11 protein-coding genes, 5 tRNA genes and 1 other annotated feature are annotated in these 19483 nt (G+C 29.9%); of the genes, 2 read left to right on the top strand and 14 right to left on the bottom strand.

Annotated elements, in window-relative coordinates:
- Positions 1-230: 230 nt before the first annotated feature.
- On the top strand, positions 231-1568 hold the full coding sequence (locus JHL18_RS22755; protein WP_200273562.1) for a CCA tRNA nucleotidyltransferase: 1338 nt from the start codon (positions 231-233) through the stop codon (positions 1566-1568).
- A 28-nt stretch (positions 1569-1596) separates the two neighbouring features.
- Positions 1597-2541, top strand: a complete 945-nt coding sequence (locus JHL18_RS22750; protein WP_200273560.1) for an AEC family transporter — start codon at positions 1597-1599, stop codon at positions 2539-2541.
- 253 nt (positions 2542-2794) lie between these two features.
- Here the strand turns inward: JHL18_RS22750 and addA are convergent, their stop codons facing one another.
- The 14 genes from addA to JHL18_RS22680 all read right to left on the bottom strand — a co-directional run bounded on the left by addA (position 2795) and on the right by JHL18_RS22680 (position 19448).
- Positions 2795-6619 carry a helicase-exonuclease AddAB subunit AddA gene (gene addA / locus JHL18_RS22745; protein ID WP_200273558.1) on the bottom strand — a complete coding sequence of 1275 codons (3825 nt, stop codon included), beginning with the start codon at positions 6617-6619 and terminating at the stop codon, positions 2795-2797.
- Complete coding sequence (gene addB, locus JHL18_RS22740) at positions 6619-10080, bottom strand: helicase-exonuclease AddAB subunit AddB (protein WP_200273556.1); 3462 nt, start codon at positions 10078-10080, stop codon at positions 6619-6621. The genes addA and addB overlap by 1 nt, the downstream gene beginning before the upstream one ends.
- A gap of 371 nt (positions 10081-10451) precedes the next feature.
- Positions 10452-10991: a GNAT family N-acetyltransferase gene (locus tag JHL18_RS22735; protein WP_200273554.1), complete on the bottom strand. Its 540-nt coding sequence runs from the start codon at positions 10989-10991 to the stop codon at positions 10452-10454.
- 105 nt (positions 10992-11096) lie between these two features.
- Positions 11097-11987: a metallophosphoesterase gene (locus JHL18_RS22730; RefSeq protein ID WP_200273552.1), complete on the bottom strand. Its 891-nt coding sequence runs from the start codon at positions 11985-11987 to the stop codon at positions 11097-11099.
- A 162-nt stretch (positions 11988-12149) separates the two neighbouring features.
- A tRNA-Ser gene (locus JHL18_RS22725) sits at positions 12150-12240 on the bottom strand.
- Positions 12241-12274: 34 nt separating this feature from the next.
- Positions 12275-12365, bottom strand: a tRNA-Ser gene (locus JHL18_RS22720).
- Positions 12366-12745: 380 nt separating this feature from the next.
- Positions 12746-12836 (bottom strand) — tRNA-Ser (locus JHL18_RS22715).
- Positions 12837-12870: 34 nt separating this feature from the next.
- Positions 12871-12961: transfer RNA gene (locus JHL18_RS22710), tRNA-Ser, on the bottom strand.
- A gap of 485 nt (positions 12962-13446) precedes the next feature.
- Positions 13447-13649: a binding site (T-box leader), on the bottom strand.
- A 72-nt stretch (positions 13650-13721) separates the two neighbouring features.
- Entirely contained in the window at positions 13722-13955 is a 234-nt protein-coding gene (locus JHL18_RS22705; protein ID WP_200273550.1) for a DUF1667 domain-containing protein, read from the bottom strand.
- Positions 13956-13968: 13 nt separating this feature from the next.
- Complete coding sequence (locus JHL18_RS22700; RefSeq protein WP_200273548.1) at positions 13969-15363, bottom strand: NAD(P)/FAD-dependent oxidoreductase; 1395 nt, start codon at positions 15361-15363, stop codon at positions 13969-13971.
- 82 nt (positions 15364-15445) lie between these two features.
- Positions 15446-18121 (bottom strand): UPF0182 family protein, encoded by a 2676-nt coding sequence (locus JHL18_RS22695; protein ID WP_200273546.1) that lies wholly within the window; start codon positions 18119-18121, stop codon positions 15446-15448.
- Positions 18122-18165: 44 nt separating this feature from the next.
- A complete protein-coding gene (locus JHL18_RS22690) occupies positions 18166-18684 on the bottom strand; it encodes a transcription repressor NadR (RefSeq protein WP_200273544.1) in 519 nt (172 codons plus the stop codon).
- Between the two features lie 24 nt (positions 18685-18708).
- Positions 18709-19209 carry an HDIG domain-containing metalloprotein gene (locus JHL18_RS22685; RefSeq protein ID WP_200273542.1) on the bottom strand — a complete coding sequence of 167 codons (501 nt, stop codon included), beginning with the start codon at positions 19207-19209 and terminating at the stop codon, positions 18709-18711.
- A 163-nt stretch (positions 19210-19372) separates the two neighbouring features.
- A tRNA-Ala gene (locus JHL18_RS22680) sits at positions 19373-19448 on the bottom strand.
- Positions 19449-19483: the final 35 nt, after the last annotated feature.

Raw genomic sequence — 19483 nt, 5'->3', positions numbered from 1 at the left:
TTTAAATGCTTATAATATATTATATACTTAAATTAGCATATAATGGCTATATTAAAGATGAAACACTTCACTGCAAAATTTATTTCTTAAACTCTTCTTGGTTCTGGCAGTAGAGTAAAAAAATAAAACCTTAAGTATAAATCAAGTTTTGATATAGAAAATGTTTATTCTTAATAATTTGTAAACCAATAATTCTTATAGTCTTATAAAATTTTACAGGAGGTCTTAGTATGAATATACCAAAGGAAGTACAGTTCATAATAGATAGATTTTATGAAAATGGTTTTGAAGCCTTTATTGTTGGTGGATGTGTTAGAGATAATATAAGAGGTGTTACACCTAATGATTACGATATAACTACAAACGCTCTTCCAGAGAAAATCCAAGGTTTATTTGATAAAACAATCCCTACAGGAATACAGCATGGAACTATAACCGTTATTGTTCAGGGTAATAGCTTTGAAGTAACTACTTATAGAATTGATGGCGAATATATAGATAATAGAAGACCTGAGTCAGTTCAGTTTGTATCTGATATAAGAGAAGATTTATCTAGAAGAGACTTTACTATAAATGCAATGGCCTATAATAATAACTTAGGCTTAATAGATTATTTTGGTGGTAAGGATGATATAAGTAATAAACTAATAAAAGCAGTTGGAGATCCTGATAAGAGATTCAATGAAGATGCTTTAAGAATGATGAGAGCAATTAGATTCGCTTCTCAGCTTAGTTTTGATATAGAAGAAAATACTTTTTCATCAATTATAAAAAATAACCACCTTATAAAAAATATAAGTTTTGAAAGAATACGCGATGAGTTTATTAAAATAATAATGTCAGATAACCCTAGTATAGGCCTTAAGCTTTTAGCTGATACAAAAATACTTAAACATATAATTCCCGAACTAGATACTTGTATTGGCTTTGATCAGCATACTCCTTATCATGATAAAGATATATTCAATCATACACTCTCAGTTGTAGAAAAGGTGCCAAAAGTAGTTCATTTAAGACTTGCCGCCTTATTTCACGATATTGCAAAACCAATATGTTTTACTCTAGATGAAAATAACATTGGGCATTTTTACGGACATAATAATAAAGGCGAGCATCTTTCAAGAAAGATATTTAGACGTCTTAGAATGGATAATGCAACTTCTAACATGTCATGTACATTAATAAAGGAACATATGAATGTACTAGTAAACGCTAAAGACGTCGCTTTAAAGAGGATGATAAATAGAGTTGGTAAAGATTTAGTTTATGACTTATTTAAACTTCAAAGAGCTGATATATTATCCTCTGCTCCTCCATTTTTATACCTTGAACATGTTGATAAAATGGAGAGTAGAATTACAGAAATTTTAAACTCAAAAGCACCACTAGCTTCAAAAGACTTAGCTATAAACGGAAATGACTTAATTAATGAACTAAACTTAAAGCCTGGAAAAGAGCTAGGTAACTTATTAAGCCATCTATTAGAAAAGGTTCTTAAAGATCCAAACTTAAATACTAGGGAAATTTTACTTAACTTAGCAAAACAATATATAGTTTATAACAAGTAATCTTAGTAATTGCAGAGGAGATTTTATTATGATTATTAGTGCCTTTAACGGAGTACTTACCCTTGTAATTCTAATAGGAGTTGGATTTTTCTTAGGTAAAAAAGGATGGTTCAATGAAAATGCAGACAACTTAATGTCTAAATTAGTAATTAATATATCACTCCCTGCATTTATGATAGCCAACTTAAATAGTAGCTTTACTAGAGAACAATTCATAGGATCCCTAGGTGGATATATAGTTGCATTTTTATGTATAACTTTAACTTATTTAGTTGGATCTATCATATATAAGGCCTTTTGCCTTTCTATTAATAGAAAGGGAGTTTTTAGGGCCTTATTTGGTTTATCCAATACTATATTTGTAGGGCTGCCAGTAAATATATCTATCTTTGGAGAACAAGCTCTTCCTTATATATTAATATATTATATAATAAATACCTTGTTCTTTTGGTCTATAGCTGCCTATGATATAAGACAAGATGGTAGAAATATTAATAATAAATTCTTTTCAAAAGAAAATTTAAGAAATATTATATCTGCTCCTTTAGTAGCTTTTATATTTTCAGCTATACTGATACTTCTACAAATTAAGTTGCCTATCTTTATTTTAGATAGCTGTAAGTATCTAGGAAACTTAACAACTCCTTTATCTACAATATTTATAGGTTCTATACTCTCCAGTATGAACTATAGTGAAATGAAAGTGGACAAAGATTCTATTTTTATCCTTATAGGAAGATTCATAATATCTCCTGTAGCCGCTTTCGTACTTCTAAGCTTCACTTCATTTCCTTTATTAATGAAACAGGTATTTATAGTAATGTCTGCTATGCCTGTTATGAATACAGTTGCTATTGTTGCCAGAGAATATGATGGAGATTACAAATTTGCTTCAATATTAAATGCAACCTCACTTATAGCAAGCTTCGTTTTCATCCCTATATATGTTTTTTTATTTAGATATATTTTGTAGATTATTTGTTATGAACTTTCCTCCTTGCCCTAGAAGGCAATAATATAAATGAAATTTATATTCAACGCTATATAATCACTATATTTTCCATACAAAAAAGAATATATAAATTTACATTGTGCAAACTTATATATTCTTATCTTTGTATACTTTAGAAATACTATCTCATTTTTAAATTATATTTTCAAAGTATTATTCCACAAACCAGAGATATGTTGAAAATATTCTTCAGATTAAATTGGTACATCTTTATTTAGTATTTAACTTCTTTATCTAAGCCAAATAAGTAAAGATATTTTTCTTTAACTTTCTTTCCTGTTATCTTTTCTAGAGTATCAGAATAATAACTTAGCTGCACTTCATATCTATCCTTTATTGATTGTTCATTACCTTCCTCAACATAATCAGTCTTGTAATCAACTAAAACCAACCCATCCTCTTCCTCAAAGAAGCAGTCAACAACTCCTTGCAGTCTTACTAGTTCATCTTTTGTTTCTTCCTTAGATAAAGATTTATCCACAAGGTATGCTGGTATCTCTGTAAAGAAAGGCAGCTCCCTATAAAGCATGCTACCATTTTCATACGCTTCAATAATTCTTTTTCCTATATCACTTTGGAAAAACTTAAAAACCTTACTTACGTTAACTACTTTAGCTTGTTCTTTAGTTAAAAATTCTCCTTGCACCATTTCTTCAAGTTGATCTTTAACCTCTTCTCTGCTTCTTACCTTTCCAAGTTCTATATGCTGCATAACAAAATGTACTATTGTACCTCGTTCAGCGGCAGATAATCCTTTTTCTTCTTGTAAGAACTGAGGTTTAATCATTCTATCGCCTTTATATATAGTCTCTATCTCATTCTGATCTTCCTCATAAGATGCACGTTTTAAATCTGATACTGATATATTTGCCGTGATACTGGTAGAACTCTTGAACTTATATTGAAAGTCTAATCTTCTCTCTATATCTTCATTTATTTCACCAGTATCTTTATATATAAAGAGTCTTCTTTCCTGTGATTCATCTTCAATTTCATCCACAGCTTCTAATTTTTCATCCACAATCACATCATTCTTTGACCAATATTTTATATCCCATGCAGAGAAGTCACTTTTAATATAATCCACAATTGTATTGCTACTCTTCCTTAACTCTTCACCATTTTTATGTTTAGCAAGAGCCATACCTATCCAGTCCATATAACTCTTACCCTTTAAAACTTCTGAAGATAGTATCTTATCATCACTTAATGCAGCTGCAGAACACCATCGTTTAGTTACTTTCTCAAGATTTGAAACAGCTCCAGTTATTATAAGTTTTTCTTTTGCTCTTGTGAAAGCAACATATAGTACTCTCATCTCTTCAGAAAGAGCTTCAAGTTTGAATCTCATCTTTATCGCATGTTTTGGCAAAGAGGTATAACTTATTCTTCTATCCACATCAATATATTCCGGGCCAAAACCTAATTCATCATGGAATAATATTTCTTTATTTAAATCCATGAGATTAAATTGTTTTCCGCATCCTGATAAGAATACTACCGGGAATTCTAACCCCTTACTCTTATGGATACTCATAATCCTTACTACATCCTCGTTCTCCCCAAGTATCTTAGCACTTCCCATATCTCCCGAAGACTTTCTCAGCTTATTTATGAAGTTTATGAAATTAAATAAACCTTTAAAACTTGTCTTTTCATATTGTTTAGCTCTTTGAAATAATATTCTTAAGTTAGCCTGTCTTTGCACTCCATTAGGCATAGCCCCTGCATACCCATAATATGAAGTGTCCATATATAAATACCATATAAACTCATCGATTGGCATATAAAGAGCTTTTTCTCTCCATAACTTAAGCTTTTCAGTAAAATAGGTGCATTTTCTCTTAAGTTCATCACTTATATTAATATCAGAAGCTTCACTATTTAAGTTACCTTCACTTATAGTTTTTAATACTTCATAAAAATACTTTTCTTTATCTAGTAATCTTAAATCTCCTAACTCTTCAGAGGAAAATAAAAATATAGGTGATCTTAAAACAGATAGTATGTGAATATCTTGCATAGGATTATCTATTACTTGAAGAAGAGACATTATTGTTCTAATTTCAATAGTATCAAAATATCCTGTACCAGTATCAGCATAAACAGGTATCCCACTTTGTCCAAGTTCATCCACGAAGACTTCTGACCAGTTCTTTGTTGCTCTTAAAAGTATTACTACGTCTTTATATTTAAGTCTTCTATACTTATCTAATCCTCTATCCCAAACCAAATACTTCTTACCATTAGAAGCATTCATTAGTTCATGTATCCTTTTAGCAACTATTCTTGCTTCAATCTGTATAGAATCTAGGTCTTCTTCTGCTTCTTCGTTTTGGGTATCTTCTTGCACGTCAGTTTCTAGTACTTCAGTTTCTTCACTTTCCTCTTTTTTAGCTGATTTATCTAAGATATGTACTTCTATATCTCCAGCTATCTCTATATCCTGTGTATTAACTTCATCTTCTATATCATATACATTTTCTATATCTAAATCTTTATAATCAGCACCAAGATTCAAAGCCTCATTCTCATCATACTCAAGTTCTCCAACTGATTTTGACATAAGCATATTGAATATATAATTTACTCCATCAATAACTTCTTTTCTACTTCTGAAGTTCTTATAAAGCATTATCTTCATGTCATGACTTCCATCTGTAGGATAGCTATTATATTTATTTAAAAATAACTCTGGCTTTGCATGTCTAAATCTATATATACTTTGTTTAACATCACCAACCATAAATACATTAGGATCTTCTTCTTCTTTTCTAGAAACCATACTTATTATAGTTTCTTGTATGTTATTTGTATCTTGGTACTCATCAACCAATACTTCACTAAACTTATTTTTAAATTCTTTAGCTACTGAGGATGAAATTATTTGTCCAGCTTCGCCTTGTTCAGTAAGTACCTTAAGACATAAATGCTCCAGATCATTGAAATCTAAAATACCTCTATCCCTCTTCTTACCCTTATATCTTTTATCAAATTCTAACACTAGACCTACTAGTTCATTTATAAGAAAATATAATATTTTAAAATCTTTAACAGCTTCTTCGGGTGATATGGAGAATATATCTTCTTTCATCTTATTTAGCTTTTTCTTAACATCATCTCTTATATCCTTAACCCTCTGTTGGGCCTCTTCGTCCGATACTTGATTCTTCTTTACAGACTTCAGTTTTGAGAAACTTAACCCTTCTATCTTGTTATACACAGAGCTTAATCCACCAGGAATTCCTTCCCTAATGCTTACAATTTGATTTATATCATCATCAATATTAGTCAAGTATGGTTCTAACCCCTCTGTTGTTTCACAAAGTTCCTTAGCTCCATTTAGCAACCTCTCAAAAGTTTCTAACTCTATTTCTACATTATTAATTAATATCTTAGCCCAATGGCTATTATTAAGCTCTTCTTCACTACATATATTTAAATCTTCACACTTTTCTTTAAGCCAAGCTTCTGGCCACGGTTCGCTCATAGAAAACTGATACAGGTCTAAAACCATCTGTTGGAGCTTACTATCATCTTTTCCTTGACCATATGAATCAACTAGTTTTTTAAAGCTATCATCATCTTGATCATACCTGTCTTCGAATAGTTCACTTACTACCTCGTTTCTTATTAATGTACATTCTGTATCATCACCTATTCTAAAGTTAGGATCTAGGTCTATGTGGTGAAAATTATTTTTTATAACATCTAAACAAAAAGAGTGCATAGTAGTTATATTTGCTCTATTGAGCAATGCTAACTGCCTTTGTAAAACTTTTGAATTAGGAGAATGTTCTAAAGCTTTCGATATAGCATCTCCTATTCTTTCTCTCATCTCTGCCGCTGCAGCTGAAGTAAAGGTAACTACTAAAAGACTATCTATATCTACAGGCTCTTCGCCTTCAGTTATCATTCTTATTATTCTCTCAACCAGTACTGCAGTTTTACCTGATCCTGCTGCAGCTGCCACTAGTAAATTTCGTTTTCTGGTTGTTATAGCACTAAGTTGTTCTGCAGTCCATTTAGTTTCTCCCATTACCTTTCACCCCTTTGATGCTCTTCTACTGTACTTGATATTTCCTTCCATAACTCTTCATCACTATGTTTTCTTATAAGTTTATGAGTATTGTCTTTTAAACTTATATCAAATTGACATATTGAAGAGTAATTACAAAAATTACAATACGTAAATCTACCATCCTTTGATGGCTCTATCTTTATACGTCCACTTAGCATTTCCTCACATAGCTCTATCATTTTTTCATTAACATATTTTCTTAATATGTTAAACTGTTCTTCTGTCACCACAGCACTTTGCTTTGTAAAATCTCCATCTTTCTTAAAAGCTGCCGGGATAATTAAAGAATAAGTTTCCATAGTTTTATCCATAGCTTTAACTAACTTTATGTCCTTAAGCATAAGTCCATCCATCTTTAGCTTCTTAAGAATCTGTTCCTTTATTTCATCATCACTTAGATCTCTTTTGGACTTTATTATAGGATCATCAATCCTAAAATATAGTATAGCACCAGGTACTACTTGCTTATCTAAAAAATACTTTGAGTTTTTAATCAATGCATCTAAATAAACTAATAGCTGAATCTGGAGACCATAATAAAGCTGATTAAGATCAAATTCTTTACTTCCAGACTTATAATCTATTATTCTAATATAAGTTTCCCCTTCAAGTTCAACTGTGTCTACTCTATCTATCCTACCTGTTAAATAAACCTCATCACCTGATATAAGCTTAAGTTTTATTGGTTCACTATCTTTATAGCTACCAAATTCAAACTCATTTCTAAATATATCAAAATTACTCCTTCTCATATGTTCAGATATTACCGTAACCGACTTAGTTAATATATTTTTAAATCTATCTGTAAAATACTTATATCTTTTTGAACTATTTAATATAGAAGCAGAACTTTCTCCAACTTGCTTATCTACTATTTCTGAGATTATACCTTTACAACTTTCTCTATCTAGATCACTCCACTGTATTTCCTTATCTCTTACGTAATTAGTAAATTCATCTAGAACATTATGCATAAAACTTCCAAGGTCAGGTGGAGTAAACTCATATACCTTTCTATCCTTTGCTTTTAATCCATACTGAACATAATAAGCAAAAGGACACTGAGCATATTTTTCTATTCTAGATACATTAAACAAAAGTTTATCATTACTAGCATATATCTTTTTTATCTTATCTCTAGATATATCCTGTTCTTGATTAGTATATTTTAGCCCTTTAAATATATTATCTGCTTTTTCCTTCCATTGAGGTTTACTCTTATACCAGGAATAAACTTCTGACCAGTATGCTTCAATTTCCTTTTTATCAAAATCTCTTCTTAAAGCACCAATAAGCTCATTAAAGGTTGGAACAGGTGCAACTACCTTTTCTAAAGCATCATTATTTTCTCTAAAGATATCACTTTCTTCTTTAATCCTTGGAAATATCTTTTTAAGTCTAGGTATTATAATAGATGGTCTTAAGGATTTCCCCTCAAAATCCGCTAAAGGATAAGTTATCATCAGATAGTTACTACACATAGTCAAGGTTGAATAAATTAAAAACTGCTCTTCAAAGGCTTTTGTTTTAGTATCTGATGCAAGTTCTACACCTTGATTTCTTAAAAGTTCTCTATCTGTATCTGAAAGTATACCTTCATCCTTATTAGAAGCTGGAAACACACCGTCATTAGTACCTACTATGTACAAGGCTTTTAACTCTCTACTTCTAATTCTTGATATCTCCCCTATATTAACCTGATCTAAAGCAACTGGAATGAGACCAATCTCATACTTTTCAAAACCTACATTAAGTATCTTAATAAAATCATTAGGATCAATAAATTCTTCTCCCATTACATCTACAGCTTGATCTAATACTTCCATAATTATCTCTACTACCTGCTCATACTCCTTTGCTTTATCCCCAATATTCTTTTCTTCAAATATTCTAGATAAGTTCTCCATTCTTTCAATAATACCAAGTGATGTCATAAAGTCATATAAAGCTATACAAATATCTCTTACCGTACGTTTTCCTTTGATATTAGTGTAGAAGTCTATTAAAGGCTGCCTAACCTCATCTTTTACATCATTAATAAGAGCTAATCTTTGTTTTTCTTCATTCGATATCTCATCTTTATTTGAATGATATCTATCAACAGGATACTCCCACCAATCTTCAAGCCACTTCTTGCCTCTTATGCCATTGGATAAAACATAATTCTCCAAAATATCTATATAATCACTATTAAGGCCTGTAAGTCCTGTCTTTAGATACTTAAATACACTTTCATAAGACCAGTTTCTTGACGATATTTCAAATACTGAGGTTATAAGTACTATAAGAGGATTGCTAACTATATCTCTCTTTTTATCTAAAAAGTATGGAATATCATACTGATTAAAAATCACTGAGGTTATTTTTTCATATTCATCTAGGTTTCTGCATACTACAGATATATCTTTATACCTATAACCTTCGTCTCTTACCAATCTTAATATGTCTTTTGCTACAACTTCTACTTCATCATAGTTATTATTTGCCTTATATATTCTTATATCTCCGTTAGACCACTTATAGGGTATAAACGGGTATGTAAAAAAGTGTTTTTCTAAATGATTTAATTCCCTGCTCTCCTTAAATCTAAAGTTTTCTCTACTATTTAAATCTAAATATCCGTCATAAGGAATTCTATTTTCTGCTGCTATTCTCATAAGCTTCTTTTCTGTATTCTTAATTACATTAAATATATCAGTTTCATCTACACCATGAGTTTCATCTAAAGTTAAAGCAAAATATAAGTTATTTGCTTTTTGCATAAGCTTGCCAAGAACCTTTAATTGTTGAGGAGTAAAAGTAGTAAATTCATCAACCCATATATCTGAACCATCAAAAATATTACAATTATCAAGTTTACCCGATAACATATTCAATTCGTCTTCTGAGTCTATGTAATTCTTGTGAAGAACTTCATTAAACTTATCAAATATAATTGATAAATCATTTAATTTCATTTTTAATTCATCATCATCTTCTCTTATAGCCTGCATTGTAGCCCTCAATATTTCCGAGGTAATATTATATTTCTTAAATTCTGTTATAGTTTTAGAAACTATATCTATGAACCCTTGCTGTTTCGAAGCTCTATAAAATACGCTTAGTTTATCACTAACTTCTTCTAGCACCTTAAAAATAAGCATATTCCTTCCAGCCTCATTCATGCGCTTATGTGTTATCCCTCCACAAAAATTAAATACTCTATGAGCCATTCTTTTAAAACTTAATACCTCAGCTTTAAGCACACTTTTTTCTCCAATATGCTTTAACAACCTTGTTTCTGTTTGAAATGTAATTTGCTCTGGAACTAAAAGTATTAATTTATTTTCTTTTCCTTGTTCAATTTTATTTTTAATTTGTTCTATGCAATAATAACTTTTACCACTACCGGCTCTTCCGTATATAAACTTTATTCCCATAGATTTTCTCCTGACTTTATCCATATAGTTTAATTATCTATAATATTTGTTACCAATAACACTTATATAGAGTTCCGACCTTAACTATTAATAGTAACCTCTAGATTTTATTTAAAACTGTTTCAAATATATCAGTTCCAAAATAAGATCTATTTACGTAATAAAGACACCATTAATAGTCAACCTGATTATTTATGCGTATCTTTAATAGTATAAATAGACTATCACTATGAATACACATACCAAACCTAAGTTCTATTATAATTATAACCCATATATGAAACTTTTAGTTTAATTAACTAATTCTATCTATGACAAAAACATGGATAATTTTCATTATCCATGTTAATAAATTTCTTTATATTTTAATATTATTTTGTATCATCGCTCTTTATATTATCAAATTCTTCTTTTAATATTCCCATTATTAAAGTATCATGATATTGGCCTTGCGCAAAATATCTTTTTCTTTTCTTTCCTTCAACTATAAACCCACACTTTTCATAGCAACTTATGGCTCTAGTATTATAATCAACAACCTCTAGTTCAACTCTTTGTGCCCCTCTATACATGAATAGGTATTCCAATAAAACCTTTATAGAATCCTGTCCATATCCTCTTCCCCAGAATTGACTTCCAATAGTAATTCCAATGGAGTATATATTATTTGTATCTTCAAACTCTTTGTACGTGAGATATCCTACTAATACCCCTTTTTCATTTATTATGCTTAATGTTTTTCTAGATATATTCATTATCTCATCAAAATGTTGCATAACAGATTCTATTGAAGGGAGAATCATGTTTCCACCATCAAACTTTCGAATCTCTTTATCAGTAGAATAATTATAAAATATATTTACATCTCTTTTTTCCACTGACCTTAAATATATCTTCTTTCCTTTTAACAAACTTACACCTTCTTAAGCAAGCAATGATACTCTTTTATTATATACCCTGTAAATATTTGGTTCAATATATACACTTGTTTAGTCTATAAAAAGTTTTGTAATCACTTATATTATTTTATAATTAACTAATGATTCTGGCCCCCCAATTATTTCTCTCCTAACTGTAAGAACACCATTTTCTAAAGACTTTATACTCCACTTAATTAGAGATATCTTCCCTCTTTCTATTTCAATGGAACTTACTGAATATGGATGAATACAACATCCATCATTAAAATATGGTATTTCATCAGGCTGAGGTAGTCTTGATCTATGCGTGTGGCCTGCTACTATTGGTTGGTTGTTTAACTTTACCCATTGTTGAAGCTTTTTATCTACTTTTTTTCTCTTAGTATTACTTCTTGCAGGACTGGTACCATTTTTAAATCCTAAGTGACCTTCTAAAAACGACCAAACATATCTAACTAAAAATGAAGCAAATGGTTCGAGATTATTACTTATCTTATCAACTTGGTGACCGTGTATTACAAATAGCTTTTTTAAGTTTTCATAATTTAATATTAACCCTTCGTATATTGGCAAATCATGAAATAGATTATAGACATCACTCTCTTCTTCATTCCTATCTATTCTATCTATCATATGCTTGAACTTTTTAGTAGCCTTTATCTCATCATGATTTCCATATAACATATATAATCTATTGTCATACTTAAACTTTAAAAGAAGCTTGAATATGTCTGGATAAGTATTATATATGTCTTCTATATTTTTAACTTTCCACAATTCATCTCCGTCTCCAATTTCAATATAAGTAAAATTGTTTCTATAGTAATAGTTTAATGCAGTCATATATATATTAGCATTTGGCATAAGATCATCTTTATAAGTCCCATCCCCTCTATGACAATCACTAATAAATGCAATTCTACTGTCTTTATCAAAGTAAACTTCTGGAGACTTAATCATTATCTTTGTTAATATATCTTTCTTCATACTAAAATCTTCATGTAATATTATTATGCTTTATCATTATATGCTTCAGTAATGAAATGGATACTTTAATAATAATACCTAAAATTTATAACTTACTATTTATAACCTTTAGGTATTATTATATATAACAAAAAAACACTCAGTCTTTCAACTGAGTGTTGCTGGCGGAGAAAGAGGGATTTGAACCCTCGCGCCGGTTACCCGACCTACGCCCTTAGCAGGGGCGCCTCTTCGGCCACTTGAGTATTTCTCCAAATGCCCTACAAATTAACATTTACTTATTTAAATGGCGGAGAAAGTGGGATTCGAACCCACGGTACGGTCACCCGTACGCCGGTTTTCAAGACCGGTGCCTTAAACCAACTCGACCATCTCTCCATGTCAACGACAATTTTTATTATATCAACTAAGAAATATTATGTCAACATAGTATTTGAATTTTTATTGGAACTTTTTATGAAATATATTAGTAGAACCACAATTACTTAATTTTATTAATCATATTGTCTCAACATTATAATAGTATAATCAAATTTATAAAATCTATGTACCAAAATATAATAAAATTTGATTATCTATAAGTTTTGTCTCTTTATTGTATACCCATAAAAAACTTCTAAACCCGTTGAAATATATATTCTATCCAACTAAAATTCTCATACTTACCTACAAAAAAACGAGCTCTTTTACATTATGTTTTGCTTCCACCACTGATTTTTAGGTAATAAAAAAAACATTTAGTAAAAACTAAATGCTTCTGGCGGAGAAAGAGGGATTTGAACCCTCGCGCCGGTTACCCGACCTACGCCCTTAGCAGGGGCGCCTCTTCGGCCACTTGAGTATTTCTCCATGTGTCCTACAAATTAATTTTTTATAAAAAAAATGGCGGAGAAAGTGGGATTCGAACCCACGGTACGGTCACCCGTACGCCGGTTTTCAAGACCGGTGCCTTAAACCAACTCGACCATCTCTCCGTGCTACATTTGATATTATATCAAGCTATATATATTATGTCAACATAAAATACAACTTAATTTAAATATTTTTATAAACATTTCTATAAAGGTGATCTTCATTGCAAAAGTAATTAATTTAACAGCATATTTTTGACAATTTTTAAAGCATACAAGAAAGATACAGCTAAATACGAAATAACTCTACATTTAACTGTATCTTTCTTGTATAATATATTTGATAGTAACGAGCTACTAGCATTTTCATGTTTAAAGCAACTTATAGTTTTTTAATACACTGGGCTTAGTGATTTTAAATTTATATAAATTGATTTTTAACTTGAATATAAGTAACCTACATATAAAACTAAATTGATTATAAGAAATATCTTGGGCTTTGACTTTCTTAATTAATACAAACTATTTTTAGTATGTGATACTCTTTAGTAGCTCTTTACTTAACACATGGGCATATTTAAACAAAATAAAAAAGAGCTATCATCCCATATAGGGACGAAAAGCTCCGCGTTGCCACCCTAGTTGATAAAAAGATATAATCTTTTTATCCTCTCAATTTATATAACGGTATACCCGTACTACTCATCGTAGTCCCTCAAAGGTGGATTCATAATTACAAAATATCGATTTACACCAACCATCGACTCTCTAAAAATTTGATAATTATTACTAGCCTTATCAGCAGTTTATTTATATAATTTAATTTATTATATTCCACCTATTGATATATTGTCAACATTTATTGCTATAAATATTAAATTTATTAATCTTTTGTTATATTTGTTGTACTTATTATATCTATTCCAGTATTTAATATATTCTTACATACTATATCTCCCATATACATCGGTGCTCCAACATATATTCTTGATAAAACCTTCGATAGTTCTAACCATATACTTTTATCTATAGGCTCACTACTCTTAACTGAGACTAAATTATATTTACTCGACCCCTTAACTCTAACTACACTAGTAAATATCTCTTGATTTTCCAAAATAAATCCTCCACTAAATACCTTCAAATTCCTTTATCCTTGATACAAGAACCTTAGAATTTTTAGAGTCTTCAACTATTTCCGTTAGTTTTTTATCTGTTTCTCTTGCTATTATATCTATTATTTTATCTATGCAGTATGCACCCTGACAATTTCCAAAGGTTGCTCCAGTTCTTCTCTTAACACCTTCTACAGTTCTTGCACCTAAAGGTCTTCTTATTGAATCAATTATCTCGCCTTCTGAAACTTGATTGCATAGACATACTATTTTCCCATATCTTTTATCTAATGATATAATTTCATTTCTTTCTTCTTTACTCATATCTCTAAATCTATAAAATTCTCTTCTTTTATCTACAAAGTTTCTTTTTAATGTTGAATTTAGATTATCTACAATAGTTTCACAAATCATTTTAGCTATAGAAGGCGCAATAGTTATATGAGCATAATGATCTCCAGTAACCTTTATATAACCTTTCATTAATTGATCATCATCAATAAACATTACATCTTTTCTATAGTCTTCATAAAATATACTATTCACATTATCTTTAGTGACAGATGGGAGTATTTCAGATGCTTCTCTTAGTATTTCATCAAAATCCAACAATCTTTCTGAGTTTATACCAACTAGTGTACTCCCACTTAATGTCGGTGTCTGAAATATGAATTTATCTTCCGAATTAATCTTCATAACTAAGTTAGATAAGTTATGTTCAAAGGTTTCATCTAACACTAAATAATGCATCTTACCTTCACTATCATTAATTACTGTTCTATTTAAATCAATTGTATAATTATCTCCTGGAATTGTATTGATAACTACTTTACAAGTAAACTTATTCTTATTTGTAGTTACCTTAAATCCCCTAGCCATTTTTTGAATATCTTGTACAACCTCTTCTAATCTAAAGTTAACTCCATTATCAAAAGCAACCTCTGCATATGCAATAGCTAAATCATAAGGACATATTACTGCAGTGTTTTCAGAGTATAATGCTTTTTTAAATCCAACCCTAAGATTTGGTTCTATGTCGTAGACCCCTTGATCATCTATTAGATAAATATTATCAATACCTCTACTCTTTGCAGTCTTATACATATCTTCAATAATCTTTACACACTCATCAGTATCTGCTATTCTCAATGATCCGATCCGTTTAAATGGAACATCAAACTTCTTAGTTATTTCAGCAAGTATTGAATTTCCCATATGCTCAAGGCTACTCATAAGATCATCTTTAGTTTCTGATCCATCATATATTACCGCTGTATTAGCAAATGATATATCATCAGCTACATCATAATCCTTTTCAATAACTGCTATATTTAAATTGTATTTTGATAACTCATAGGCAACGGCACATCCTATTATCCCACCGCCTAATATCAAAACATCATAATCCATATTATCCTCCTAAGTGCTTATGTTATTGATGAATTACTACTTGTTGTAGTAATTCATCAATAAATCTACTTTACACCATATATTACTTTTTCATGTTCTTAAGAATATCCCCTAATTGCTTTATATATTCTCCATAAGCAGACCAATCTCCTGCCTTCTGAGCCTCTAAAGCCTTTTGATACAACTCATTTGCCTTAGTAATATCATCTTTGCTTATATTATTGTTGTCACTTCCAACATTATTATTTGTATTATTTTCTACTGGTTTATTTGATTGATTTGTATAATTAAATAATTTTCCCAAAGCTTTTTCTACAGTTTCATCTCCAACTATTTTTTCTCCGTCAGATAAAATTATCTTTCTTACTTCTGGCAGTGACTTTTGTACATCAGCCTTTAAGTATAATGTTTCTAAATAGAATAATGAGTCATTAATAGGTATTATAACTGTATCTCCATATTCTACTTTTGAACCTTTTCCTTCCCACAAACTTATTTCCTTAGATATATCTGGATCTGCTAATATCTTATTTTTTAATAATGATGGACTCAATATAGTTTTTTGTGGAGGGAATTTATACATTACTAATTTTCCATAGTTATCTCCATCCATTCTAGCCCCTAAAAGTGATACCATGTTTTGTTTACCTTTCATATTGAAGTATTCAAACATAACCATCTCAAGATTTTTTTCTCCAGGTAATCTAGTCATAAGATATAGCGATTCATTTACATCTTCTTTTCCTTCAACACTCAATATATTTGATGAAACTTCCCATAAGTCATCTTGTGTAAAAAATACAGTTGGATCAGTAACATGATATTTACCAAGTACTCCGCACTGAATATTAAATATATCGTTTGGATATCTTAAATGATCTCTTATTTCTTTTGGAAGAGTGTCTCCATCCTTAAATAACCCTTTAAATATCTTAGAATAACTTGCAGCTATCGGATCATTCTTGTCAACAATATAAAAGTTTGTATCTCCATTATACGCATCTATTACAACCTTTACTGAATTACGAATATAATTAAACCCATTATAAGGCTGAGAATATGGATACTTATTTGAGGTAGTATAAGCATCAACTACCCAAAATATCCTTCCATCCTTTATAACACTATAAGCGTCGCTATCGTAACTTAGAAATGGAGCTATTTTCTTAACTCTATCCATTATATTTCTATTAAGAATTATCTTACTATCACCTTTTATATCGCCAGACATTAGAATTCTAACATTACCCTGGTTAACTGAAAATAACACCTTATTTAAAAAGTTCATTTTAATTCCAGCACTTCCGTTATATCTATTGGTTTGTGTTTCTCCAGCCTTTGGGTAATCGAATTCGTCTATATCAGTATTCACTACAACATATTCATTTGAGCCTTCTCCAAAATAAATTCTAGGATTATCTAACTTTATATCAGTTAAGTTTTCTGTTGGTATATCTTTCATTACAAAATCTGGCTGTCCTTCAGAAGTAACTGAATTTACCTTGCTCATAGCAATACCGTATCCATGGGTATACCTTAAGTGCATATTCTGCCAGGTGTTTATATTGCTATAATCTAATTCTCTAGGAGCTACAAATACTTGAGTATACTTTCCTTTTATATCATATCTATCTGTATCACCGTCATTAAACTTATAATAATTTTTCATTACTTGAACTTGATTATAAAAGTTTAACACAGGACTTATAGAATTTACCTTTAAATTTTCTATTATATCTGTGTTATTTTGTAAAACTTTATCACTCAAATTCTGTTTTGGTTCAAATTCATTTTCCTTAATCTTATCTATATTGAAAGCCTTTCTAGTAGCATTTATATTATTACTTATATATTTCTTTTCAAAATCCATTTCATTTGATTTTACAATAAACTGCTGAAATACAGACGCCACTATAGGTTCAGAAACAATCATTACAAATATGAGAGCTGCAACAGTAATAATAGGCTTAATTTTAGCTCTTAGAATACTAATAAACACTATTATTGATGATATTAAACTAACTACAGCTATAGCTCTATAAAATAATAAGGTTATCCTTATATCAGCATATCCCGCTCCAAAAACAGTACCTCTAGCACTATACAATAAGCTATATGATTTTAACACATAACCTCCTGATATCATAAACATTAATAGTGCTGAAATTATAGCAAATTGCTTACCTGCAAAACTCTTAAATACTTCATTTCCACTTGTTCTCCAATTAACTCTATCAGAAACATTCCTTTTTAACTTTACTATTAGATAATATACAACTGTAATAGCAACTATAGTTATTATTAATGATAACAACACATTATATAATGACTGTATGAGTGGTAATTTAAATATATAAAATGATATATCATGTCCAAATATAGGATCCTTATCATTGAAACTAACTGAATTAGTGAATTGCAAAATTGTATACCAATAAGTTGATGCAGTATAATAAGATATTATAAGAGATAATATTAAGTTTCCTAAAATACTAAATACCTTTATATACTTTTTCTTCTTTACATCAAGTTGAGTAAGCAAACTTTTAGTTAAAGATTTCAGATAAAAATGTACTACAATAAAGCAAACTGCAAATATAGGTACCATAAGTTTTAATATCGCTATAAGTTTAGTGAAATATACAGTAAGGTACCCTACCTCTTTAAACCACTGTATATTTACAATTAAGTTTGAGAAGGACAGCATTAGCATAACTATTATAATAACCGATGCTAACAACCAATAAATCTTTTTCATAAATTTCTTTGCCTCCAATATTTTAATTTATAAATTAGGTATAATTATTCTGTTATTAAGTATTTTTTATTTTTAAGTTCATTTAATATTAATACCATGTTCTCTTCTGTTTCTGTCGATATTGTGTGTATATGTACACCTCCAGTTAATGATGATAAAGGAGCTGCTTTCAGGTTATTAAACTTATCTATAAAATTTGAAAGATCATTAAAATTTCTTAATTTAAGCATAGCTCTTATTTCACCATATAAAGGATGCTCTACAACTACATCCTCTATAACACCGCCATATCTTATAATAGTTGCTAATTCATCCTCCATTTCATGTATATGATGATTAACAGCTATTACTCTATTAATCCTATTAGTTGTATTCCTTTCAATTATATAACCATCTGGGGTAGCAATGATATTATTACCTTCTGCTCTTAGTAGTGCTATATCTTTAACAATTACCTGTCTTGTAACACCTAATTCTTTTGCTAATGCAGATCCTTTTTGAGGTTCTGAACAATCTATCAATTTATTAATTATCATTTGTTTCCTTAATTTAGCCGTGAGCATATAAATCCTCCTATATCAATTCAACTAATTTTTATTATCACTTTCTTTTACTATATTAAGCATTGTATTATTAGTATATCCTTTGTCGTGGTGATTTCCTATGACTTGAAGAAATTCGTCATCATAACCATAATTTTCAAGCATTTCAACCCCCTTTTTAGGATGATTATAATATATATCTAATATTTTTATATTGTTATATTTCCTTATTCTTCCTTTAGTAAACTTATCCAATAAGACAACAATAGACTTTTCTATGAAATTTAAAGGTCTCTCACTCTTACCAATATCATGTAATAAAGCTGCCTTTGCCAATTGATATTGATCTAAATCCCCCTTTATGCCTTCATATATTTCTAATGAATCTCTTGATACTCTTACACAATGGTGTTTATCACTATTCTTTAGTTTATCGAAAAGCCTCTTTTCATGATCTTCTAGGTACCTATTTATATAGTCCTCATCTAACCGCTTAAAATTACAAATTATAGCCCACCAAAATTGTTTTACTCTATAAAAAGTCATAATTTTTCTCCATCATATAATTTATATTACATCTTTTACTGAGTATTCTTCAGTAATAATTATAATATGCCAATTTTTATATGTATATAATAAGTCTTTCTTCTTAATATAATTTTAAGTTTAAATACAAAAAAACCATGAACTTAATGTTCATGGTTTACTTTGGTGGAGATAAAGAGATTCGAACTCTTGACCCCCTGCGTGCAAGGCAGGTGCTCTCCCAACTGAGCTATACCCCCAAATATGGTGGACCTTCAGGGACTCGAACCCCGGA

It is taken from the genome of Clostridium yunnanense (assembly GCF_016595795.1).
In the GTDB taxonomy this organism is placed as follows: Bacteria; Bacillota; Clostridia; order Clostridiales; family Clostridiaceae; genus Clostridium_AR; species Clostridium_AR yunnanense.
This window is presented reverse-complemented; position numbering and strand designations above follow the sequence as displayed.